Source organism: Croceicoccus naphthovorans (genome assembly GCF_001028705.1).
Lineage (GTDB): Bacteria > Pseudomonadota > Alphaproteobacteria > Sphingomonadales > Sphingomonadaceae > Croceicoccus > Croceicoccus naphthovorans.
Genome location: NZ_CP011770.1, coordinates 441,440 through 462,268, shown reverse-complemented (window position 1 = coordinate 462,268; position 20,829 = coordinate 441,440). Strand labels below are relative to the sequence as shown.

General features: G+C 58.4%; 20 protein-coding genes. 14 read left to right on the top strand and 6 right to left on the bottom strand.

What is annotated here, in order from left to right:
• The first annotated feature begins 229 nt into the window (after window positions 1–229).
• From AB433_RS02325 to AB433_RS19800, 7 genes are all read left to right on the top strand, one after another.
• Window positions 230–1,147, top strand: a complete 918-nt coding sequence (locus AB433_RS02325; RefSeq protein WP_245626560.1) for a tyrosine-type recombinase/integrase — start codon at window positions 230–232, stop codon at window positions 1,145–1,147.
• The gene (locus AB433_RS02320; protein WP_047819756.1) at window positions 1,144–2,307 is read left to right on the top strand and encodes a site-specific integrase; all 1,164 of its coding nucleotides are present in this window, start codon (window positions 1,144–1,146) and stop codon (window positions 2,305–2,307) included. The genes AB433_RS02325 and AB433_RS02320 overlap by 4 nt, the downstream gene beginning before the upstream one ends.
• Window positions 2,308–2,740: 433 nt before the next feature.
• Entirely contained in the window at window positions 2,741–3,808 is a 1,068-nt protein-coding gene (locus tag AB433_RS02315) for a DNA adenine methylase (RefSeq protein ID WP_218916911.1), read from the top strand.
• Window positions 3,805–6,024, top strand: coding sequence for an Eco57I restriction-modification methylase domain-containing protein (locus AB433_RS02310; RefSeq protein WP_047819755.1), 2,220 nt, complete (start codon window positions 3,805–3,807; stop codon window positions 6,022–6,024). Before AB433_RS02315 ends, AB433_RS02310 begins: the two co-directional genes overlap by 4 nt.
• Window positions 6,017–6,583: a hypothetical protein gene (locus tag AB433_RS19295; protein WP_053058941.1), complete on the top strand. Its 567-nt coding sequence runs from the start codon at window positions 6,017–6,019 to the stop codon at window positions 6,581–6,583. The genes AB433_RS02310 and AB433_RS19295 overlap by 8 nt, the downstream gene beginning before the upstream one ends.
• A complete protein-coding gene (locus AB433_RS02300) occupies window positions 6,576–7,694 on the top strand; it encodes an AAA family ATPase (protein WP_047819754.1) in 1,119 nt (372 codons plus the stop codon). The genes AB433_RS19295 and AB433_RS02300 overlap by 8 nt, the downstream gene beginning before the upstream one ends.
• A 5-nt stretch (window positions 7,695–7,699) precedes the next feature.
• The gene (locus AB433_RS19800) at window positions 7,700–8,989 is read left to right on the top strand and encodes a 5-methylcytosine restriction system specificity protein McrC (protein WP_047819753.1); all 1,290 of its coding nucleotides are present in this window, start codon (window positions 7,700–7,702) and stop codon (window positions 8,987–8,989) included.
• A 36-nt stretch (window positions 8,990–9,025) separates the two neighbouring features.
• Here the strand turns inward: AB433_RS19800 and AB433_RS02290 are convergent, their stop codons facing one another.
• Together AB433_RS02290 and AB433_RS02285 are read right to left on the bottom strand one after the other, a co-directional pair.
• Window positions 9,026–10,006 (bottom strand): restriction endonuclease, encoded by a 981-nt coding sequence (locus AB433_RS02290; RefSeq protein ID WP_156170649.1) that lies wholly within the window; start codon window positions 10,004–10,006, stop codon window positions 9,026–9,028.
• Window positions 10,007–10,033: 27 nt separating this feature from the next.
• The gene (locus AB433_RS02285) at window positions 10,034–10,816 is read right to left on the bottom strand and encodes a hypothetical protein (protein WP_156170648.1); all 783 of its coding nucleotides are present in this window, start codon (window positions 10,814–10,816) and stop codon (window positions 10,034–10,036) included.
• A 524-nt stretch (window positions 10,817–11,340) separates the two neighbouring features.
• Between AB433_RS02285 and AB433_RS02280 the strand changes: the two genes are divergently transcribed.
• Both AB433_RS02280 and AB433_RS02275 read left to right on the top strand, forming a co-directional pair.
• A complete protein-coding gene (locus AB433_RS02280; RefSeq protein WP_047823123.1) occupies window positions 11,341–11,670 on the top strand; it encodes a hypothetical protein in 330 nt (109 codons plus the stop codon).
• Between the two features lie 16 nt (window positions 11,671–11,686).
• Window positions 11,687–11,908 carry an AlpA family transcriptional regulator gene (locus AB433_RS02275; RefSeq protein ID WP_047823121.1) on the top strand — a complete coding sequence of 74 codons (222 nt, stop codon included), beginning with the start codon at window positions 11,687–11,689 and terminating at the stop codon, window positions 11,906–11,908.
• A gap of 11 nt (window positions 11,909–11,919) precedes the next feature.
• Here the strand turns inward: AB433_RS02275 and AB433_RS02270 are convergent, their stop codons facing one another.
• The 3 genes from AB433_RS02270 to AB433_RS02260 form a co-directional block, all read right to left on the bottom strand.
• Complete coding sequence (locus tag AB433_RS02270) at window positions 11,920–13,137, bottom strand: hypothetical protein (RefSeq protein ID WP_047819751.1); 1,218 nt, start codon at window positions 13,135–13,137, stop codon at window positions 11,920–11,922.
• Window positions 13,138–13,652: 515 nt separating this feature from the next.
• Entirely contained in the window at window positions 13,653–14,501 is an 849-nt protein-coding gene (locus AB433_RS02265; RefSeq protein WP_053058938.1) for a hypothetical protein, read from the bottom strand.
• A gap of 131 nt (window positions 14,502–14,632) precedes the next feature.
• A complete protein-coding gene (locus AB433_RS02260) occupies window positions 14,633–15,922 on the bottom strand; it encodes a S8 family serine peptidase (protein WP_047819750.1) in 1,290 nt (429 codons plus the stop codon).
• Window positions 15,923–16,006: 84 nt separating this feature from the next.
• On the opposite strand from AB433_RS02260, the gene AB433_RS02255 reads away from it, so the two are divergent.
• Together AB433_RS02255 and AB433_RS02250 are read left to right on the top strand one after the other, a co-directional pair.
• Window positions 16,007–16,510, top strand: coding sequence for an RNA polymerase sigma factor (locus AB433_RS02255; RefSeq protein ID WP_047819749.1), 504 nt, complete (start codon window positions 16,007–16,009; stop codon window positions 16,508–16,510).
• Window positions 16,507–17,208, top strand: a complete 702-nt coding sequence (locus AB433_RS02250; protein ID WP_047819748.1) for an anti-sigma factor family protein — start codon at window positions 16,507–16,509, stop codon at window positions 17,206–17,208. Before AB433_RS02255 ends, AB433_RS02250 begins: the two co-directional genes overlap by 4 nt.
• 26 nt (window positions 17,209–17,234) lie before the next feature.
• Here the strand turns inward: AB433_RS02250 and AB433_RS02245 are convergent, their stop codons facing one another.
• The gene (locus AB433_RS02245; protein ID WP_047823117.1) at window positions 17,235–17,498 is read right to left on the bottom strand and encodes a DUF2312 domain-containing protein; all 264 of its coding nucleotides are present in this window, start codon (window positions 17,496–17,498) and stop codon (window positions 17,235–17,237) included.
• Window positions 17,499–17,740: 242 nt separating this feature from the next.
• On the opposite strand from AB433_RS02245, the gene AB433_RS02240 reads away from it, so the two are divergent.
• From AB433_RS02240 to AB433_RS02230, 3 genes are read left to right on the top strand one after another with little or no spacing between them, the layout of a single operon-like run.
• Window positions 17,741–18,190 (top strand): MarR family winged helix-turn-helix transcriptional regulator, encoded by a 450-nt coding sequence (locus AB433_RS02240; RefSeq protein WP_047819747.1) that lies wholly within the window; start codon window positions 17,741–17,743, stop codon window positions 18,188–18,190.
• Window positions 18,187–19,245 (top strand): HlyD family secretion protein, encoded by a 1,059-nt coding sequence (locus AB433_RS02235; RefSeq protein ID WP_047819746.1) that lies wholly within the window; start codon window positions 18,187–18,189, stop codon window positions 19,243–19,245. The genes AB433_RS02240 and AB433_RS02235 overlap by 4 nt, the downstream gene beginning before the upstream one ends.
• A 4-nt stretch (window positions 19,246–19,249) precedes the next feature.
• Window positions 19,250–20,815: a DHA2 family efflux MFS transporter permease subunit gene (locus AB433_RS02230; protein ID WP_047819745.1), complete on the top strand. Its 1,566-nt coding sequence runs from the start codon at window positions 19,250–19,252 to the stop codon at window positions 20,813–20,815.
• Window positions 20,816–20,829: the final 14 nt, after the last annotated feature.

Genomic DNA, 20,829 nt, shown 5'->3' with positions numbered 1-20,829 from the left:
GCACCGTCTAAAACTGACCGGCCATCTTGCCCGGCGAAAGTCGCTTCCTGTCGGCATCACTTGGGATACCGAGCTACCCGGCTTCGGACTTCGCAAGCGCAAGTCGGGACACCTCACTTGGATTTTGAAGCACAGGCCGAGAGGCGTTCAGCGAATGGTGACGCTGGGAAGCGCGGGAGTGACGGCAGGCGCGCTGAGCGCTCCCGCCGCGCGCGCTGCCGCGCGCAGATTGCTCATCAAGGCGACGCTTGCCGATCTTCCTACCGCTCCGGAGAAGCTAAAAGCTCCACTCTTCGCGGAGTACGCTGAGGAGTTTTGGCTCGACTATTCGCCGCATTGGAAGCCTTCGACGCGCGATGCATCGCGGGCCTATATCGACAAGCGGCTGATCCCAAGGTTTGGAACACTCTCTGTCGACGCGATTGAAAGGGCTGACATCAATTGCTGGCGAGATAGCATGGCTGATGTGGGAGGAGCCTTTAACCGCAGCATCCCGATCATGTCGGTTATGATGCAATATGCCGAGAAGCTCGGCTATCGCGAGAAGAACACCAACCCGTGTCGCGGCGTTTCTCGCTTCAAGCGGGACCTGCCGGAACGCTATCTCTCAGCCGATGAATATCGAAGGCTCGGTAAGGTGCTGGCAGAGCACGACGGTGCCAATGAGTTCGTGGTCCCAGCTCTCCGGATGCTGATCTATACAGGCGCAAGGGTTTCAGAGATTGCGACATTGCGCTGGCGCTACGTCCAGATACCCCGCCTCGCATTGCCTGACAGCAAGACCGGCCCGAAGACGATCTACCTCAACCCGCAGGCAATCGCTGTACTCGCTGGGCTGCAACGGCGCGGAGACGATCAACTCGTTTTCCCGGCGATGTATCGCGAGGTGCCGATCAACCTAGGTCAGCACTGGGAGAAGATCAGGCGCAAGGCAGCTCTGCCCGATGTGCGCTTGCACGATTTGCGTCACAGCTTCGCGTCGGTCGCCATCGCGAAAGGCATACCGCTTGCGACGATTGGCAAGCTGCTCGGTCATGCGCTTCCCGAAACAACGGCGCGGTACGCGCACCTCGCCGACGAGGTGATTTCGGAAAGCGCCGACCGCATCTGTTCCAGCCTCGCAAACTCAATGGGGATGACCGCATGACCAGCTATGACCTCAAGCGCATCCTTGCCGAGGAGCTGGCGCGCATCGTTCCGGGTGATGCCGGAAAGCGCCGCACGAGATTCGATTACGTCCTTCCCGGTTTTGGCGAGCGTATCCATCCGTCTGGCAGGAAGAGCTACGTCTTGCAGCGCACCATGGGTGGCCAGCAGAGACTCATCACCATAGGCGATGCGGCTATTCTAACCGAGCGGATCGCCAAGGATGTTGCGCGCCGCCTCATCTTGAGGATCGAACTGGGCCAGAATCCTGCGGACAAGAAGCAACGCGGGAAGAAGACGCCGACCTACACCTCCTTTCTCCGGCACTATTGGGAGGTGGCGTCTCCGACCTGGAAGCCATCCACTCTTGAGATTCATGACATCTACCGGCGAACGCATCTGAACCATGCGTTCGCCGGAAAGTTCATCGACGAGATCAGCCATGCTGATGCCGTGCGCTGGCACGCAACGCTGACGCGCTCGGCAGGACCGGGCGCGGCCAACCGCGCTATGGAAATCTTAAAAGCGATGTTCGGTAAGGCAGAGGCATGGGGCTATCTCCCAGAGCACTCAAATCCCTTCCGTGGCGTGAAGCGCAACAAAGGGCGGAAGATTGAGCGCTTCCTGAGCCACGCTGAAATGGCTCGACTTGGAGAAGCGCTAGCACGGCATCGCGCGGACAAGCCCAACGAGGTGGCGGTAATTTCGCTTCTCGCTTTGACAGGATGTCGGCGCGGCGAAATCCTTAACCTCACTTGGGGCGAGGTTCAGGGCCGGAAATTGAAGCTGACCGACTCCAAAACCGGGCCGCGTGTCGTTTGGCTTGGTGAGGAGGCAAGGGCAGTCATTGATTGCTTGCCACGCAGAAGGAGCGATGAGCGCGTCTTCCAGTTCGATGTGCTGCCCGTGTCTGCAATCGAATGGTTCTGGCGCATGCTGAGGGTCGAAGCGGGCATCGAGGATGTGAGATTGCACGATCTGCGGCACAACTATGCGAGCCTCGCTGCTCGTTCATCCGAGACACTGCCCATGATTGGGAACCTGCTCGGCCATAGGAACTCTTCAACAACCGCACGTTACGCCCATTTAGATGACGGTCTTATGTTTGCAGATATGGCGCGGATAGGTAGTTGGATTGAGCGCGATCTTGGTATGATCTAAATGCCAATGTTGACAGAAATCGCGGGTGACATTTTGAGGCGTTCGCTTTCTAGCCACTCAACCGCTCCCATCTTTTTTGACTGCCTTGACCATTGCACCGCTCTCACCGGCTTTCCAATTGAGGCGAATAGGGTTTGACTCTGGGTGGTCTCGGCTGATTGGCCGAGGCGGCCATATGTCAGGATGAAAACCGTGGATGATCTTTGCTAAGCTCTGGCATCAGCGCCACAGCGGCAAGACACTGCAGCCTGCACCAACAACTGTGTCCGGCCTCATGCTGGTGCTGACGTTCGGCTAGTGACGGTCGGCGAGGAGGCGTCTCTTGTGTCTATGCGAAATGGCATTGTAAGAAGCGAAACTGCGATACCGTAGAGATTGATGAAGTGAGCAAAAGTCATTTCTCATGATCTTTGATCTATAATCGCTCGAAAATATGAATAATTGGAGCATCGCCAGAATGTCTTTTCGGTACATCGGTTCAAAAGCGCGAGTGGTTGAAGCGATTATTGAAAATATCGGGTCTCCCGATGGGGGCATGCTTATTGATGCATTCAGTGGGACGGGCGCGGTTGCCGATGCTGCTTCTCGAGCCGGGTGGCCGGTTCATGTCAATGACCATCTCTTCAGTTCTGCAATCATGTCTTACGCGCGAGTCATTTCGTCTGCGCAAGCAGCGTTTGCGAATGTTGGCGGATATCATGGCGCAATCGAGAGCCTGAACGCCGCCGAGCCTCGCCGCGGATTTATCTGGAAGGAATATAGCCCCGCCTCTTCAGCCCGTTGCAGCATTGAACGGATGTACTTCACTGAGCAGAACGCGCAGAAAATTGATGGGGTTCGACACCTCATCGCCGAGATGGCCGGAAGCAACTTAGTAACTGACGTTGAAGAAAAAATCCTTCTCGCGGACTTGCTTTTAGCCGCGAACCGGGTCGCTAACACCGCAGGGACTTACGGTTGCTTTCTTTCAAAGTGGCAAAGGCAGTCCCTTGAAGTCGTTTCCCTCGTGCCCAGGCAAATTCCCGATAACCTTCCCAAAGCGAAGATGTCGCATTGCGACGTGCTGGATGTGAAGTGCTCGGAAGAAGACACAGTTTACCTCGATCCGCCGTACACGAAGCGTCAGTACGCGGCCTATTATCACATTCTTGAAACCATTGCCCTTGGTGACGAGCCTACTGTTGAAGGCGTATGCGGCATACGTCCCTGGCAACACATCGCGTCGGATTATTGCTACAAAGTTCGGGCGGCTAACGCCCTTGAGCGCTTGGTTGCGGAGATTCCAGCTCGGCGGATTTTCTTGTCTTACAGCACTGAGGGGCACGTGCCCTTGTCCATTTTGAACGAAGCATTTCAAGGCTTGGGGGAAGTGGTAATGCATCATCTTGATGCGATAGGTCGATATAGGCCCAACCGTGCCGCAAGCGCAGCGGGATCGGAAGTTGGCGAGGTGCTTTTCTCCATCGAAAAACCGGCTGTCGAAAGCAAGGAGGCAGCATGAGGCCGTCAAACACCGTCGAGGCGAAACGCCTTGCCAAGACGGACACCGTTATCGAACGAGCAATTGGAAAATCTCGCTCAAACCGTGTCGAGCTGCGTTTCCAATTATTGGAAGCTGCGGCCTCCCGCTTTGGTGGCTTTGATCTCGCGGAGTATCATAGCCGTTTCGGTGTACGCACCCGAAAATCCGCCGCTCGTCTCGTAGCCGACGCGCGAGCTATTGCTCAGTCGATTGATGAGTCTGGCATTCATCCAGCTCTCGCCCTTAGCGCCTTGGCAAGGGAGGCGCTCGATGAGTCTGATCGCAGAAGCAGCGGCGCATACCATACTGATTTCCGGCTTGCTCTTCATCTTGCCCGCAGCGTCGAGGATCGTCTCGTGCCCGACATGAGGGTAGTTGATCCAGCTTGCGGTGCCGGAATTCTTCTTGCTGCGGTTTCTTTGACTGCCTGTGGCTCCGATAGGATCCTCGCCAATGAATGGCTGCGAAATTGCGTTTTCGCCGCCGATCTGTCGCCACTCGCACTCCGTGGAACACTGCTGTCGCTTGCCGTTCTGACCGACGATCTCGACGCCCTCTCCCAGATGCGTGCAAAATGGCGCGTTCAGGACAGTTTGCTCGCCCCTACAAAGGAATGGAAAGCGCTCGCTCCCGAAGGCTTCGATCTCGTGGTAGCTAACCCACCTTGGGAGAAGGTCAAACTTTCCCGGCATGAGTACATCAAGGCAAGCGGCGAGAGCCGCACTTATGGCTCAAGCTACAAGATGGACACTCTGCGCGGCTATGAAGATGCGAAAATGGAGAAAGCCGCGACGGCTGCGCGCTTGGTCGAGAAATTCCCCGCATTGGCGCACGGCGAGCCCGACCTCTACGTGGCCTTTGCCGAGCTATTGCTCCAACTGACTCGTCCGGATGGAAGCGGTGCTTTACTTGTTCCAGCTGGCTTGATCCGGTCTTTGAATACCAAGTATCTAAGGCAAGAGCTGATCTCTTCAACAAAGGAGCTTGCCTTCACAGTAATGGAGAATCGAGCGCGACACTTCGCGATCGATACGCGGTTCAAATTCCTTCTCGTAGACTATGTGAAATCGTCAAAGACCGATAAGGGAAGCAAGGCGATTGGCATTTCTCATGCCACCTCAGATGACGAGCGTGTCAACGTCGCGAAGCAAGTAAAGCTGAACGTTGACGAACTCCAAAAGCTACGTCCTGACCTCACATTGCCCGAAGTACGTACGACAGCCGAATGGAAGCTGTTCAAAAAAATGCAGGCCAACGGCGTCTCCCCGGAATATGAAAACTCACCATGGCAAACTGATTTTTGCCGCGAAGTGGATATGACCCACGGACGTCCCCATTTCCGGAGCACTCCAGAACCGAAATGCCTCCCTCTTATCGAGGGGCGAATGGTCCAGCCCCACAGGTTAGGCTGCAAATCATATGTTTCAGGTGAGGGCCGTAGTGCAGTCTGGCGCAATCTTGCTCCGGGCACGAGCGCGATCCGCCCCCAATTCTGGATGCCACTTCGCACTCTATCCGCAGAGGCTCTGAAAAGGTCAAAGATGCCTCGGGTAGGTTTTTGCGATATTACTGGTCAGACCAACGAACGTTCGATGATGGCTGCCATGATTCCCGATGGCGTCGTCTGCGGCAATAAGGTGCCAACGGTCACATTCCCGAACGACCCCACCCAAGAGAGAGCGCTTCTGTGGCTGTCGATTGTCAACTCTCTGCCCTTTGACTGGCTTCTCCGTCGCGTCGTCACAACGACCGTAAATTACTTCGTGTTGTTATCAGTCTGGCTACCTGACATCGAACCTGACAGCCTCCCTGGACGCAGACTGGTGGAAATTTCCCGTAAACTTGCCGAACTGGACAAACGTGGCCGCGTTTCTTTTGACGTATGCTGGCAGATCACAGAGTTGAGGGCCGAAGCCGACGTATTGGTTGCGACCGCCTATGGCTGCACCGAAGCCGATCTTCGGTTGATGCTAAGGGATTTTCCGTTGCTTGATCGCGGCCAGCCCAGTTTGCCGGGAGAGGAACGGTCAACCGTGACTTCCGACCTTCTTCTCAGCACTTGGGCGCGTCGCAAGAGAAGGCAGTCCGAGAATGCGGAGCGCGTTTCTGCCGCCATGCAGCTTGGAGCTATCGCATACCTGAGCTCGGAATTTGCGGGAACCATTAGCGAAGTGAGGGAGGCCGCATATGGCTGATGACGGCCTCAATGTTGTTCGCGTTCTCTTCCAAAATATCGAAGACGGCGACCGGCTAAAATTCGTAGCCCAATCCAACATTTCCGATACAGGTGGTGGAGCTCGCGATCTTCGGTTCCGTCCGGAGACCGAGTTTCTGCCGTTTTTTAAGAAGATGTTTTCGGGTCGGAGGATTCAGCGACGTAAGTCGAAAGGTGTTTCTTCAGAGATTGAGGTGCTCACCGACAAAGTCGTCTGGAATGAGGGCGGCAAGGAAGTGAGTGCAACTATGGAAATCTGGCCATCAACGAATGCGCGGCCTAATGAGTGCAGGATTGCCAGGATTTCCAGTTTCGGCCTCGACGGACTTATCCAGAACGACCCCAAGGGCGGAAAGTCCGTCTTTATGATGTTTCAACAACAGGACGGTACAATCCGCCTCCACTTCACGACGGAGACAAGTCTGAAGGTGGATAATTGGGACCCCACGATAAAGAAATTTGCCGCCGACTGGTTAAGTGAAGGGACAAAGGCAGCGTTCCTCGATTTGAAGTCAAAGGAGCGTTACCCTCATGTCTGACGCCAACGAAATACTAAAACTGTTGGAAGAAAGGCGTAATGTCTTGCTTTCCGGGCCACCCGGCACGGGGAAGTCCATGCTCCTCACAGAGATTGCCCATCTGTTCGAGAACAAGGGAAGCGGCAGCACGCCGCGCTATAAGCCCGAGAGTAACGTGCCTATCCCGCCTGCACCCACTTCGAGCCTGCCAGGCGATATTGGAAAGGCGACCAACAGGAGGGTCTTCCAAAGCGTCCTCCATCAATCGAGCAAATACCGCGATTTCCTGACAGGCGTCATGCCGGATTTGAGAGAGGGTAAGGCACCCGGCACGTTTCGCATCACCGAAGGCATTTTATATCGCGCTAGCGAATATGCGAAGCAGCCAGATAATGCGGCTCTTCTCATTATTGACGAGATTAATCGCGGTCCAACCGTGCAGGTCTTTGGCGGTGCGATTGTCGCTATGGAAGCCGACAAGCGGCTCGGCGGAGACGGAAGTCGCACGAGCACCACCCAATTCTTTGACTTGCTCAACCCTGCCGACGGTGAATTGGTCGAGTATGCATTTCCGTCCCGGCTCTACATTCTCGCTGCTATGAATCAGGCCGACGTTTCAGTCGAGCCACTCGACGTTGCATTTTTGCGGCGATGGGCACCATTCAATCTCGAACCTTCTACAAAAGTTCTACGAGAATACTTTGGCCTGTCTGCCAGTAGTTCGGACGAGCTACCTGTCACTCCAGCTTCGAACAAAGACGTTTTTGAAGCCACGGTTCGAGCGTTTGAAGCGGTCAACCGAAGAATTGCTCTAGGCCGAGGTCCCGAATTCCAGATCGGTCATGGCGTACTCATGCAAACAGGCGACACGCCGAGCTCAACCGACGACGCGCTCGACCATGTCACGACCTGCTGGCGACTAATAAAGAACCATATCGACGAGGCATTCTTCGGCGACGTACGCGGGACAGCCATCGTACTCAATGCCGACCGGGGCATTGATGGGAATCCATATAGCCTTGAAGAAACATCCTTCGGTGATGCGCCCAGGGCACAAATAAATGGTCCCACCACAGTCGCACGCGAACAGCTTTATGGTCTCCTAAAAGCGCTTGCTGAAACAGGGGAGTAGTCCCCATGCGAGCGTGGCAGCGATATACCGCCATTGAGTACGCCAAACCGACAGCGCTTGCGGAAGAGATCGCGAAGACAAGTGACATCTCGATATCCAGAGCCCGCGAGCTGCTCCTAAATGCCGGAAGCCGCGTGCGCGGCATGCTCGGCTTGGAGTCCTCACCGGTTGCACTGAATTCAGAACGCTTCCAGTTCCAGAATTTCGCGGGTCTGCTTGTGCTCGCGCCTGGGCTTGAATTGGAAGTCGCTCCGAAGTTTTTGGGCAGCGCCCCAGGCTGGCGCGAAGATTTTTTCCTTCTGGCCACACTTTCCCATCATGGCCGACTACTGGATCAGGAGGGTCTCAAATCATCCTCGGACGCTACTTCTGACCTAGCCACACTAATCGGCCGGTCGCTTGTGGAAATGTACTGGCGCAATCAGCGCCGTCCCCTTCGCACCTATCGCCGCCTGCATCAGAAAGAGTTCTCAATTGAGGGTGATTTCGAACCCGAAGACCTGGTCAATCCGGGCGAAGAGGGCTTTGACCAGCAGGTAACCTCATTTACCCGCTGTAATCCCTACAATGCCGTAATCGCCGCCGCCGCAGCTCAGTTAGCACCGGTTGTACCAGATGCAGAGACGCGCGCACGACTAGAACGGGTTGCACAACACCTTCCCCGTCAATCCACACCCTCCCGCTTAAAGGATCAGCGGCTTCCAAGCAGAACGCGTGGCTGGCAACCAACCTTCGATCTGTCGCTTGATATACTACGTGGACTTGGCGGTGCGTATGACCCCAGAAATGCACTAGCACCGGGATTTGTCATGCAAACATGGCAGGTCTGGGAGCATCTTGTGACGATTTCAATTCGCTCTGGTTTGGGCGGAAAGAATGTTTCCGCTCAGTCAGGCAGTGTACTCGGCAAACGGTATGCGGGCAGCAACTCAACGGAATTGAATGTCTATCCTGATATCGTTGGCTTGATCGAATCCAACGAAGGTTCGCGGGAAATCATTATCGATGCTAAATACAAAGGCCACATCGAGCGGGGGCGCCTATCTGTCTCGAATGCTGACATTTATGAAGCGCTAGCTTTTTCCCGCGCCACTTCGATCAAGGACGTGGTTCTCGCCTATCCGTGTATTGCTTGGGAAGAGCAAGCTGCCGCGAAAGGCGTCGGGTACGCTGCCGAGTTTTCTCGCATCGACGTCGAGGACGTTACGATCCGAGCCCTCGAATTAGGCGTTCGCGGAATTTCCCAACGAGGTGGTCTGAAGGAGTTTTCGTCCGCTCTTTGCTCGTTCCTTTAGGAACTATTCGAGGCCATGGGTTCTTGTACGTTACCCTCAGTTTGATCGATCAACCAGCCACTCGAAGAGTCCAGACTTTATTGCAGCAAGTGCCAAGCTGGACCCGGATAAAAAATGAACGTGGTCCATCTCAGGGATTTTCAGCGACCCCGAGGGGGAGTGGCAGACGAAAAAGAACCTCTGAAACCCGCTTGCTTCGAAACGCTCTAGGTAATCATCAAACGTCGCCTGATTGGCTTTCGACTTCACTTGGACGAAAGCCTGTTCGTTTGTTGTCGGTTGTTCCAGAATGATATCAACGTCGCTCAATCCCGTTCCGACTTTGCTCATACGTTGCCAGCCCGAGCGAGCGAAAATCAGGTCAACCAAGGTCTCGAAGTCTGCCCAATGAAGTGCCTTGATCATGCGCGCTGCAACGGCAACCATCTGATCATTCAGTGCGCGCGCCTCGACGACTATCGGCTCATCGATCGCCTGAATCTTCCGCAATAGATACGGCTCATCTTCTACCGTGCAGATCGTTCCACGGAAGTTCGCCACCTTGGTAAGCTTCGAGCTGAGTTGTGAGACGATCAAGGGCTCGCCTTTGGCATCCAATTTCGACCAACCGCCAATCATTGGTCGTATTCGCGAAGGTCCACCGTCGGGGTGACCACCGAGCCAAATCACCTCGCGTTCCGCGAAGCCCCACCACATATGTCCCTGTGCAAATGTAACCCATAAGCAGTCAGCCGGTTGCTCATAGAACGCGGCAACCTCGTTCACGCCAGCGGTGATTGCTCCTTCCGATTTTCGGTCGGATAGGAGCGATCTGACCTTGTCCCAGTCAGCTGCTTGGCAAACCTCATTGGGGATCGAATGGTACCCGAAAGACAGGTAACCCTCGGCCAAGGATTCGTCTGCCCAAGCTCCGCCTCTGCCTAGCTTGATGTATCGAATCTCCGAGACATCCTGCCCGTTGATCTTTCGCGATAAACTCATCGGCAGGGTAATGCGGGGGTTCTTGGCGAGTTTCAATCACCCTCGACAATTGCGGCCCCTGATTCATCTCGAACCAGCAATTGCCCCAACCATAAGCTTTTTCAAAATCAGCACGTTTGCCCCGACTATTCGCTTCTCTGGCTTGCGCCATTCAAGCGCAATTCCAGCGAGCTTCGCCGACTGTCCGGGGAGAACAACTCGCCCCGAACTTCTCATCGAGAATATCGCTCCTCCGCTTTTTCCGAAGGGGTCTTTCGGGATGGTATGGCCTTCCGATCCCAACCCTCCTTCCTTCTTATTGAATGCAATGCTGAGCCTTCCGTTCGGCTCGACTTCTCCAAAATGCGACATTATTTCGAGCGGTGTCTCTAGCGAAATTCTGTCGTGCCGTTTCGCAGCCGATGATGGATATCCCACGATGCTGGCATAGAATATGTCGCCGAGATCTTCTGGCTGAGCGAGATCGTCTTCATCCAAAAAGTTCACATGGCGCAGGCTTTCAACGTCCTTGTCAGGTAGTAACTTTATCGCGAGGTCATCGAGCTCAGACACATGAAACTCGCCAGCCAATGGCCTCGTCCAACCGTCGAAAGCGAAGTACCCAACTGCACCGTCAAAGCGTTCCAATACATGCTCTGCGGTTACCAGAAAGCTTGCGCCGCGAAAGCGGATCGCGACCGCGCTACCAGCAACGCAAGGTCTACCTTTTTCTTCCGCAACAAGCGGAACAACGGACTGTGACACCCGTCGCACTTCGGCATCCACAACTGCCCTAGAGTTTCGATCAATGGGGAACTTGAATGTGAAGCTTTTAGTGCGAGCATAGCGGCGATTTGGTTTGTCCATTTCGATCCTCTAGCCGGACATGTCCGTCACTACCTTCCTTGCGAATGTCTCGCCAATCAAGATTCAGTGTGGGCTTTAATAGATCGAACCAGATGAGCGAATTTTGCCCAACCAAGGCCAGTTGGTATCCCAGCCTTATTTCCAGCCTGAGTATTGCGCGCTTGCAAAATACCGTCTTGCTCACGCTCCGGAAATAGTGACGTCAATTCAGCCGATTGAACGAAACTCAGGAGCTACTGGAGCCATCCGCGCGCATCGGGACTTGACAGCACACCGTACGCAGCGGTGCTGCCGGAATTTCCTGTTAAATATCATTGTGTTGCAGACGATTTTCAGGGCGTGCATCAACCGATTTGACCGCAAATCACGATTTGGATTCGCAAATTGGAGACAATTTACCGGAGCATAGTTCGCTGAAATCATTGGCGAATTTTTCGTTTTCCTACATGCCCCTAGTGAATTACTGTGATCCTCGCCTTCCGCAGGTCGAACCAGGTTTCTTTGAGAAGAAGGAACTTGGAAAAATGAAGAGAAACCGGTCTATCCAGACCTATGTCACTCCCCTGATTGAGGAGTGGATCAAGGCCCAGGCGCGAGAGCGCGGGGTTAGCTCCAGCATCGTCGTTGGCGACTGTATTCATGATGCCTGGCATCGCGAGATGGAGGCGGATATTCGAACGCCTGGTACCGATCCGGTGCGTCAGAACATCTTCATTACGGTCGCTCTGGATGCGCTACTGACATACCATTCCGACGCTGATCTGCGTGAGCGAACGATCGCAGCCTATCATCGTCGACTGGTCCGCCTTGGCCTTGTTGCTCCCCGTCCTGAGGGAGGCGAATATGGCGAATGACGCGAGGCAATTGTCCATGCCATTCCTTGACAAGGGCGACGACGATCTGACCTCTGGTCAGAAGGTCGGGCGCGTTATTCGGCTGAAGGAAGTTATCCATCGCACCGGTCTGGGTAGGTCCACAATCTACCGCTGGATGCGTGAGGGGAAGTTCCCAAAGGCGATTAAGCTCGGCGGACATTCCGTCGCTTGGGTAGAGCAGGAGATCGACCGCTGGCTGACGGAACGCTGCAGATAGGAGGGCGGAACCTACAGGCTTCTCGGACGGAAATCCCTATCATCATCATGGCCAAACAGGTTCAGTTCGGAGAAGCGTTCTTCAAGGCCAGTTGGTGTCAGCAGGGCGCGGGTTTGATTGACCTGACCCTGCAACCAATGCCTGAACTCGTGGACACGGCTATCGAATTTGTCTCCCGGTTCATCGTGCGCCAACGCCAGCAGCGTTTCCAGTTTCTCGAGGCGTGACTGGGTGTCGAGAAGTATGGTGAGTTCATCGGACCGGCGCTCCTCGATGTACTTGTGTCTTGCTTCCCTCTCCCGGCGTTGGCGCTGCTCTTCGTACAGCCTCGCCTGCTCATCATCTTTCCGCTTCCGCTCGGCCTTCGCAGCCGCAACGACCGCGATTCCGATCGCAATTCTGTCCACCAGGTCTTCAAGGCGCTGGCGCTTGCCGTCATTGAAGGAACGGCGCGGTGTGGGCTGGCGATAGTACCAGACGGGCTCAAACGAGATCGAGAGTCGACCAGTCGGATTGTAGTCCCAATCTGCGAATATGGGGGGAGGGTCGCCATGCACATAGCGCCAACCACGCCTCTCACTCCGCTTCTCCCAGGCGGCCCGTTCAGCTTTCTCTTTGCGGGTAAGTTCGTGCTTCTCGCGTGTGTACCCCTCCGTGATCTCGAATTGGACCGTCTGCGTTCCGTCCGAGAAGCGACTGGGCTGATCGTCCGCCATGAGTGTGAATCCCTGGACCTCGGCCGCCATCTCAAGTCTCGGCAGGAATTCAGCGACGCGGCCTATCGATTGCTTCGCTATGCTGCATGGCACCAGCCCGGCCGCGCGAATGCAGATCAGCCCCTGCTCATTCGCCTTTCCGCGTCGCAAGGCAGCCAGCGTATTTCGCACAATAACGCTGCCCCGTTTCGGTATTTCTGTCGATGATTGCGGCGCAAACTTGGCCTTTCCCTCGGCCACCTCGATCGCCTGTGTTTTCCAGTCTGCTGCAGGCGCATTCCGAATGTAGATCGCGTCGGGCCGGTCGCTCTCAACCTCAGGCAAGGGGATCTGCTCAACGGCCTTTCCCGCAGCCTTCTTGGCCCACCAGCCGAGCGGAGGGTTGGGGATGTCGTGCTTTCGGCAGATCTTGTGGAGCGCGACATCGGAGACACCGAGTTCCTTGGCGAGATGGATCATGGGTTTCGACCAGACGAGGTCGTAGAACTCGCGGCGGGTGAAGCTCAGGCTCATCAGTTTCCTTCAGTTGTCTTGTAGTTTTGCCTCGCTGGCGTCCCTCATTGCTCTGAAGCGCAGCGGTTTATCCCGCATTTTTCGATTTTCCGGATTTGCGGGATAAAACCGGCCAGGTCGGCTCAAATCTCGATGACGAGGTCTTCCTTAAATTGGTCGTTTTCGATGCAACCAAGGGCATTCTTGGAACCGCATGAGATCCCCGTATGGTGTCGAATCGAAGGCCCTAGCAGAAAGAGCGAATTTGAGTTTCGAGTCCTCAAAAAGGCATCAAACCAATGCATTAAACGGTATTTGCGGGCCTTTTGCGGGCTTTTCGGGTAAGCCGAATTATCTAAACCTTTGAGAATACAATGGAAAATGGCCCGAATGCGATGCCTCTTCTGGCACCATTTTACTAACATACTGAATTGTTTAGCGAAGCGTCGCACGGACGATCTACTTGTCCGCACGCGCAAAAAGGCCGGACGTTTCCGCCCGGCCCTTGCAAAGTCGTCAGGCGATTGGCGGCTGCTTCACCCTGCCGTAACCGATCCGGCTGCCGTCAGCGTGCCTTCCGCGGTGGCGGTGATCTGGTCGACCGGCAGGGTCTGCAGACCGCCCGCCGTGTCGAGCACGACCTGTTCGACCATGCCGGTATCGTCGGCGATAACTTGGTCAACTTGGCCCAGCACGTCGCCTTCGTGAGTCAGGACGTCCATGCCGGGGCTGACCGACAGGGCACCGGTGGCAGAGGCGGCGGCGCTGCCCGCTGCGGCCAGCATCAGGTTGGCCGAGGCTTGCGCGGCACCCGCAATTTCGGTCGCGCCCATCAGCGTTCCGGCGGCGGTCGCCTCTGCCGTGGTGGGCAGCGATCCGGCGGTTGCGGTCACTTGGCCCACGGCGCCCTCGGCCTGTCCGGCCACGCCCCCGACAACGCCATCTACGGTCTGGCCCACCGCGTCGGTGCCGATCAGCTGGGCGCTGGCGCTGCCCGAACCGGAAGCGCTTCCCGAAAGCGTCGCGCCGACCGATCCGAGCGGGCCTTCGGCCAGTTGCGAGGCATCGAGCGATCCGCTGGCATCCGCGCTTCGGTCAGCCGAAACCGCACCCGATCCGGTATCGACCGACTGGCTGCCATTGGTGCCGACCGCACCGTCGGCGGCGGCCGTGGTGGTGGATGAAACGCTGTCGGTCGCACCGCTGATCGAACCGCCGATCGAGCTCGCGCCGCCCAGCGTGCCGCCGATCGACCCGGTCGCACCGCCGATGGTGCCGCCCAATCCACCGCCTAGGCCGCCGAGCCCGCCGCCGCCCAGCAGCTGGGCATGGGCAGGCATCGCGACGAGGGCGAGAGTGCTGGCGGCAACAAGAAGCTTTTTCATTGGGTCATCCCTTTCTTCAATCCGTTCAACGGGCTTCTTGCCCGCTCGGGAAAGGAGACGACCCATCGCGGCGATTTAATCCGCAATCTGGGTCAAAAAGTCTCTATACCATTGAACATACGCGCATATTTTTAGCGTCTCCCTGCACATTTGTCGCAGACCAGGCCGCGCCCATAGGTCGCATCGTTGCCTTTCGGACCAAGGTCACGCGCCTCTTCGTCCAGCTTTGCCCGCCAGCTGCCGCCCTTCGCCAAGACACTCGCGATCCGCGCAGCCGCCAATGGGGTTGCGAAGGACGTCCCGCGCAGCCTCATCCGCTTGCCCCGCCTGTCGGTGCCGTAAATGTCCGCCCCTGGCGCGGCGTAGTCGAGATGCGTCGCCCGTCCCGCCTCGATCAACGCGCGGTCGTGCCGGTCAACCGCCGTAACCGCGACGACGCCATTATAGGATGCGGGATAGGAGGGCGGCGCTGCGGGGCCGTCGTTGCCGACCGCCGCGACCACCACCACGCCCTGCCGCTGGGCCGATGCGATGGCGCGTGACAGAACCGGGTTTTCCGGGCCTACCAGGCTGATCGTCACCACCCGGCTGCCGCCCTTGACCAGCCAGCCCAGCCCGCGCGCAATGGCCAGCGCGTTACCGCCCCCCGGGTCGGTGCCATAGACATCGGCGACGCGAACCGACGCGACCCCCGCCGATTTCAGCAAGGACGCCACCGCGCTGCCGTGGTCGCTTGCAATAGGCGCGCCCTCGGCAAAGCCGCGCTGCGCATCGATGCCGATCCCGCCGCCGACCGCTCCGTCGATCATGCCGACCGGGACGGATGCCTTTGGATCGGCCGCCACCGCGACAGCGGTCGCCATACCCGGAGCGCCTGCGGTGAAGTGCAGGGCATCGGACGATACCTTTATATCCGGCACCTGTTCAGCCAGACGGTCCTGCGCCTGTGCCAATGTCATGCCGTCCGGCACCGCTATGCGAGTGATGGTCAGGTCGAGCCCCTCTACCGTCTCCGTGCCGATTGGGTCGAACCCGGCCTTGCGCAAAGCCTCAAACCCCGCTGCATCGACGTCCAGCGCCAGCAAGGCATCGCGCCGGGCCGGGTGGCCGGTGTTGTCGAATGCCAGCACTGCGGAATTGTCGCGCACCAGATCGCGCAACCGGTCGGTCCGATTGCGCACCAGCCGTTCCGCCGTGCGCCGCGTCCGCGCGGTCAGGTCGTCGAGCCCATCGCGAACGTCATCAAGCGTACCGGTAACCGGATCCAGCACCCCGCCCAGTGAATCGCCGCCGCCCCCTAAGCCATCTAAGCTGCCGTCCAGCGTTTGCCCGACACCGGGCAAAACCCCGCCCAGCCCCGCAAGCGCCGGACTAGCGATCAAGATCAGGACGAGGGGAACGGTCAGGAGAATTTTGCGCATCTATCCGGCTGAATATGGTTTTTCGATGAAGCACGGATTAAACGCGCCGCCGCATCCGTTTAATCCGGGCAAGGCAGAAAGACACTGACTCGACCGCCTTCGGGCCGATCCTTCGATAGCGGGCTGCTGGCCCTGCTTCCCCGTCTGCGTCGTTTCGCGGCCGGATTGATGGGCAACGCGGCGGACGGGGACGATCTTTGCCAGATGACGATCGAGCGCGCGCTCGACAACCGCGACAAGTGGCGCGGCGGGTCGCGGCTCGACAGCTGGGTGTATACGATCATGCGCAACATACGCATCGACGAAGCGCGCGCCGGTCAGCGGCGGCAGCAGACGTTCGTGGCCGAAGACGCCGGTTTCGCGGTGGGCAGCGATGGCGCGCAGGAAGCGACCGTCGAACTGTCGAACGTGGATCGCGCATTGGCCCGGCTGCCGGATGAACAGCGCGAGGCGGTGTTGTTGGTGATGGTCGAAGGCTATTCGCACAAAGAGGCGGCGGCGATCGTCGGTTGCCCGGTCGGCACGCTGAATTCGCGGCTGGTTCGCGGACGCGATGCGCTGCTCGATTTGCTGGAGGACGCACGATGAGGCCGACGCCCGAGGAAATCGCCGCCTTTGCCGATGGCGAGCTGGAAGCTGTGCGCAAGGACGAGATCGCCGCGCTGGTAGAGGCAGATCCCGAACTCGCTGCCGAAGTCGCGCGGCATCACGCGCTGCGTCAGACGCTGGCGGGTCACTTCGCGCCGATCCTTGACGCGCCGGTGCCCGACCGGTTGAGCGAGCGCCTGATGGAAGGCCGCGAAGGCGTGGCCAGCATCGCGGCCGCGCGCGAGAAACGTGCGGCGTCGCGCCGGATTCCGCGCTGGGTCTGGGCCGCCGGTCCCGCCATTGCGGCGGTGCTGGTGCTGGCCGTGATGGCCCCGCGCGATGGGGGCACGCCGCCCGGCTATGCCGAACCCCAGCTGGCCGGTTTGCTGGAGGAGGGGTCGAGCTATGACCAGTTGGCCGATGCCGATCCGCGCCTGCTGTTCTCGCTGAAGGACCGAAAGGGCCGCTATTGCCGGGTGTTCCAGGGATCGGATGCCAGCGGCATCGCCTGTCGCGACAATACCGGATGGAAGCTGGAAGCCGATGGCCCCAGCGACCCCGCGCAACAGGCCCAGTACAGACAGGCCGGTTCGGGCAGCGCCGCGCTGATGGAACAGGCGCAGGCGATGGCCGACGGTCCTGCGTTGGATGCGGGGGCCGAAGACGCGGCCCGCGCAGCGGGGTGGCAGGCGCGCTGATCCGCGCGCCCGCCAACCCTGCCAGATCAGATCATGCCGAGCGCGGCCATATAGGTTTCCAGGATGGCTTCCTCGTGCTCGAAGTCTTCTTTCTTCTGCTTGCGGATACGCACGATCTTGCGCATCGCCTTGGGATCGTAACCGCGGGCCTTGGCCTCTGCAAAGACGTCCTTGATGTCGTCGGCGATGCCCTTTTTCTCTTCTTCCAGCCGCTCGACCCGTTCGATCAACAGGCGCAGTTCTTCGGCGGCAACGTTGCCCTGTCCGCCCATGGCTTCGTCATCGGCCATTTCAATATCTCCAGTTTGGTCTCGGAAGACGGTGGCTGATTCGAATGGGGCCAGTCCCCAAAGGTCCGCCACCGCACGATCCGCAAGAATCGCGTCGGCGCGCTGATAGCGGGCGGTGGCTGGCAGGTGAAGGTGGGGTTTTGCAATGTCCCCGATGCTGCACTGCAAAAAAGAAGTTGAATATAAGCTGCACTGCAAAAAAGGAGTTGAATATAATAAGGGTGCTTATTAATAACGCGCTTATGGCAGAACGACTCGGATATGTGGTCACCGATTTCGCCCGGCAGATCCGGCGCGTCTTCGATCAACGTGTGCGCGCTATCGGCGTGACCGGCCCGCAGGCCCGGCTGCTGCTGCGCATTCAGATGCATCCCGGCCGCAATCAGGCGCAGTACGCCGACGATCTGGACATCGAAGCGATTACCGTGTGCCGCATGATCGACCGGTTGGAGGAAGCGGGCTTTGTCGAACGCGTGCCCGATCCGGCGGACCGCCGCGCCCGCTTGATTCAGCTCACCCCGCGCGGGGACGAAGAAATGAAGGCCATCGCGGCAAAGGCCGATGCGTTGGAAGCGCAGATTCTGGAAGGTTTTACCAGCAGCCAGATATCCGACTACATCGTCATCACGAAGGCCATGCGCACCAATCTTGCAAAGGCGGCGGAGTGCTCGCCTGACAGAGTCAGATCATGATCGAGAACCAGAAAATCGTCGCCGACGATCAGGAAGATGCAGCGCCCGCGCGCAAGTCGCGGCTAAAACGCCATGCCCTGATGGCGTTGGTTCCGCTGCTGCTGCTGGCGGGCGGGATCTGGTACTGGACCAGTCTGCAGGGCAAGGTGTCGACCGACAATGCCTACCTGAAGCTGGACAAGGTCGCGATCAGCGCCGACGTCGGCGGGCGGATCGTCGATGTGCAGGTGCATGACGGTGAGACGGTGGAGCCCGGCGCTTTGCTGTTCCGCGTCGATCCCGAACCCTATCGCCTGCGTCTGGCCGAGGCCGACGCCGCGATTGCGACTGCGCAGGCCAATGTCACCGCGCTCAGCAATTCGACAGACCTTTCGGGCGTAGACATCGGCGCGGCCCGCGAAAGCATCGCTTTCGCCCAGTCGACCCTCTCGCGTCAGGAAGCGCTGTGGAAACGCGGGTTCACCACCAAGGCCGACTACGAGGCCGCGCAGCACGCGGTCGAACAGGCCCGCGAAAGCCTGCGTCAGGCGCAGGCGCGGCAGCAGGAGGCAAGGGCCAAGCTGGCGACCGGCCCCGCCGTTCCCGGCCAGAACCCGCAAGTGGCCGCGGCCAAGGCCCAGCGCGAGGAAGCCCAGCTGAACCTGACCCGCACCGAAGTGCGCGCCCCGTCGGGCGGCCGCGTGGCAGAGGCGGATCGGTTGCAGGTCGGGCAGCAGGTGATGAACGGCCTGCCGGTGCTGACCATCGTCGCCGACAACGCGGCCTATGTAGAGGCGAACTTCAAGGAAACCGAACTGGACGAGATCCGCGTGGGCCAGCCCGCCGACATCCACTTCGATGCCTATCCCGATCTTGTCCTGCGTGGCCACGTCAAGTCGATCGGTGCCGGAACGGGCTCCGAATTCTCGGTCCTGCCCGCGCAGAACGCCACCGGCAACTGGGTGAAAGTGACGCAGCGCGTGCCGGTTCGCATCGCCATCGACCAGAAGAGCACACGCCCACTGATCGCCGGGCTGTCGGTGGACGTCACCGTATATACCGACGGTCGCCGGTAACCCTATGGCCACAGCCGTCGCCAGAAACGGGCCGCAGCGGCGCGATGTCGCGGCGGTTCCCGTCAACAATCCGAACCTGCTGATCGCAGGCGTCATGCTGGCGTCGTTGATCCAGGTGCTCGACACCACGATCGCCAACGTCGCCATTCCCCACATGCAGACATCGCTGGGGGCCACGTCGGAATCGGTCACGTGGGTGCTGACCAGCTATATCATCGCCGCTGCCGTGGCGATGCCACTAACCGGGTGGCTGGCCAACAAGATCGGGGCGCGCGAGCTATTTCTGGCGTCGGTGGTCGGCTTCATCATCAGCTCGATGCTCTGCGGATTGTCGCAGAACTTGGCCGAGATGGTGATTTTCCGCGCCATGCAGGGCGTCAGCGGCGCATTCATCGCACCGCTCAGCCAGAGCTTCATGCTCGATTCCACGCCGCCCAGCAAACACCCGCAAATGATGTCGATCTGGGGCATGGGCGTGATCATCGGGCCGGTGATCGGCCCGGTTCTCGGCGGCTGGCTGACCGAAAACTGGGACTGGCGGTTCGTGTTCTATGTGAACCTGCCGCTGGGCCTGATCGCGCTGGCGCTGATGTACATGACCCTGCCTCAACGACCGAAAGAGACGCGGCGGTTCGACATGTTCGGATTCATCGCCGTGGCCGTCGGGCTGACATCCATGCAGATGATGCTGGATCGCGGTCAACATGCCGACTGGTTCGATTCGCTGGAAATCTGGATTTATGCGGGCATTATGGCCTCTGCCGTGTGGATCGCGATCATCCACCTCACCACCAGCGAAAGGCCGCTTTTTCCCAGAGCGCTATTCGCCGATCGCAACTATGTGATCGCCCTGTTTTTCATGCTGCTCATGGGCCTGATCATCTTTGCGACGATGGCCCTGTTGCCGCCGATGCTACAGCACCTGTTCGGCTATTCTGTGATCGACACCGGCATGGTCCTGATGCCGCGCGGGATCGGGGTGATGTTGATGATGCCGCTTGCTGGCTACCTTGTCCGGTCGAGGGTGGATGCCCGCCTGATCGTTGCGACCGGCTTTGCCATCGTCTGTGGCTCGCTATGGGAAATGGCGCACTGGTCGCTGGCGGTAGATACGTTCCACATCGTGGTATCGGGCGTCTTGCAGGGGTTGGGCATCGGGCTGGTCTTTCTTCCGCTCAATACGATTGCCTTCGCCACGCTTGCCCCGCGCCTGCGGACCGACGGGTCCAGCCTGTTGAACCTGTCGCGCTCCATCGGTTCGTCGGTGGGCATCTCGGCGGTGACGGTCATGATCACCCGCAACAGCCAGATCAGCCATTCCGACCTTGCCTCCCAGATCACCGCATCGGACGGGATCGGTTTCATCGACCTATCGTCCGCAGACCGGTTCCAGGGCATGGGCGATACCGTGATGGCGATGCTGAACGGAGAGATCACGCGTCAGGCTTCGATGATTTCCTATATCGACGTGTTCTACGCGATGCTGTGGGTGACAGCGATGGCCGTACCGTTCCTTCTGTTCATGAAGCCGAGCAGCGCCGATACCGAACCGGCGCAGATGGGGCACTGACGGCCCCGCCCTGC

Excerpts from the sequence above, each read along its gene's own strand:
- AB433_RS02320 (WP_047819756.1), top strand. The coding sequence starts at position 1,144 with ATGACCAGCTATGACCTCAAGCGCATCCTTGCCGAGGAGCTGGCGCGC.
- AB433_RS02315 (WP_218916911.1), top strand. The coding sequence starts at position 2,741 with ATGAATAATTGGAGCATCGCCAGAATGTCTTTTCGGTACATCGGTTCA.
- AB433_RS02310 (WP_047819755.1), top strand. The coding sequence starts at position 3,805 with ATGAGGCCGTCAAACACCGTCGAGGCGAAACGCCTTGCCAAGACGGAC.
- AB433_RS19295 (WP_053058941.1), top strand. The coding sequence starts at position 6,017 with ATGGCTGATGACGGCCTCAATGTTGTTCGCGTTCTCTTCCAAAATATC.
- AB433_RS02300 (WP_047819754.1), top strand. The coding sequence starts at position 6,576 with ATGTCTGACGCCAACGAAATACTAAAACTGTTGGAAGAAAGGCGTAAT.
- AB433_RS19800 (WP_047819753.1), top strand. The coding sequence starts at position 7,700 with ATGCGAGCGTGGCAGCGATATACCGCCATTGAGTACGCCAAACCGACA.
- AB433_RS02285 (WP_156170648.1), bottom strand. The coding sequence starts at position 10,816 with ATGGACAAACCAAATCGCCGCTATGCTCGCACTAAAAGCTTCACATTC.
- AB433_RS02280 (WP_047823123.1), top strand. The coding sequence starts at position 11,341 with ATGAAGAGAAACCGGTCTATCCAGACCTATGTCACTCCCCTGATTGAG.
- AB433_RS02275 (WP_047823121.1), top strand. The coding sequence starts at position 11,687 with ATGCCATTCCTTGACAAGGGCGACGACGATCTGACCTCTGGTCAGAAG.
- AB433_RS02270 (WP_047819751.1), bottom strand. The coding sequence starts at position 13,137 with ATGAGCCTGAGCTTCACCCGCCGCGAGTTCTACGACCTCGTCTGGTCG.
- AB433_RS02265 (WP_053058938.1), bottom strand. The coding sequence starts at position 14,501 with ATGAAAAAGCTTCTTGTTGCCGCCAGCACTCTCGCCCTCGTCGCGATG.
- AB433_RS02260 (WP_047819750.1), bottom strand. The coding sequence starts at position 15,922 with ATGCGCAAAATTCTCCTGACCGTTCCCCTCGTCCTGATCTTGATCGCT.
- AB433_RS02250 (WP_047819748.1), top strand. The coding sequence starts at position 16,507 with ATGAGGCCGACGCCCGAGGAAATCGCCGCCTTTGCCGATGGCGAGCTG.
- AB433_RS02245 (WP_047823117.1), bottom strand. The coding sequence starts at position 17,498 with ATGGCCGATGACGAAGCCATGGGCGGACAGGGCAACGTTGCCGCCGAA.
- AB433_RS02240 (WP_047819747.1), top strand. The coding sequence starts at position 17,741 with ATGGCAGAACGACTCGGATATGTGGTCACCGATTTCGCCCGGCAGATC.
- AB433_RS02235 (WP_047819746.1), top strand. The coding sequence starts at position 18,187 with ATGATCGAGAACCAGAAAATCGTCGCCGACGATCAGGAAGATGCAGCG.
- AB433_RS02230 (WP_047819745.1), top strand. The coding sequence starts at position 19,250 with ATGGCCACAGCCGTCGCCAGAAACGGGCCGCAGCGGCGCGATGTCGCG.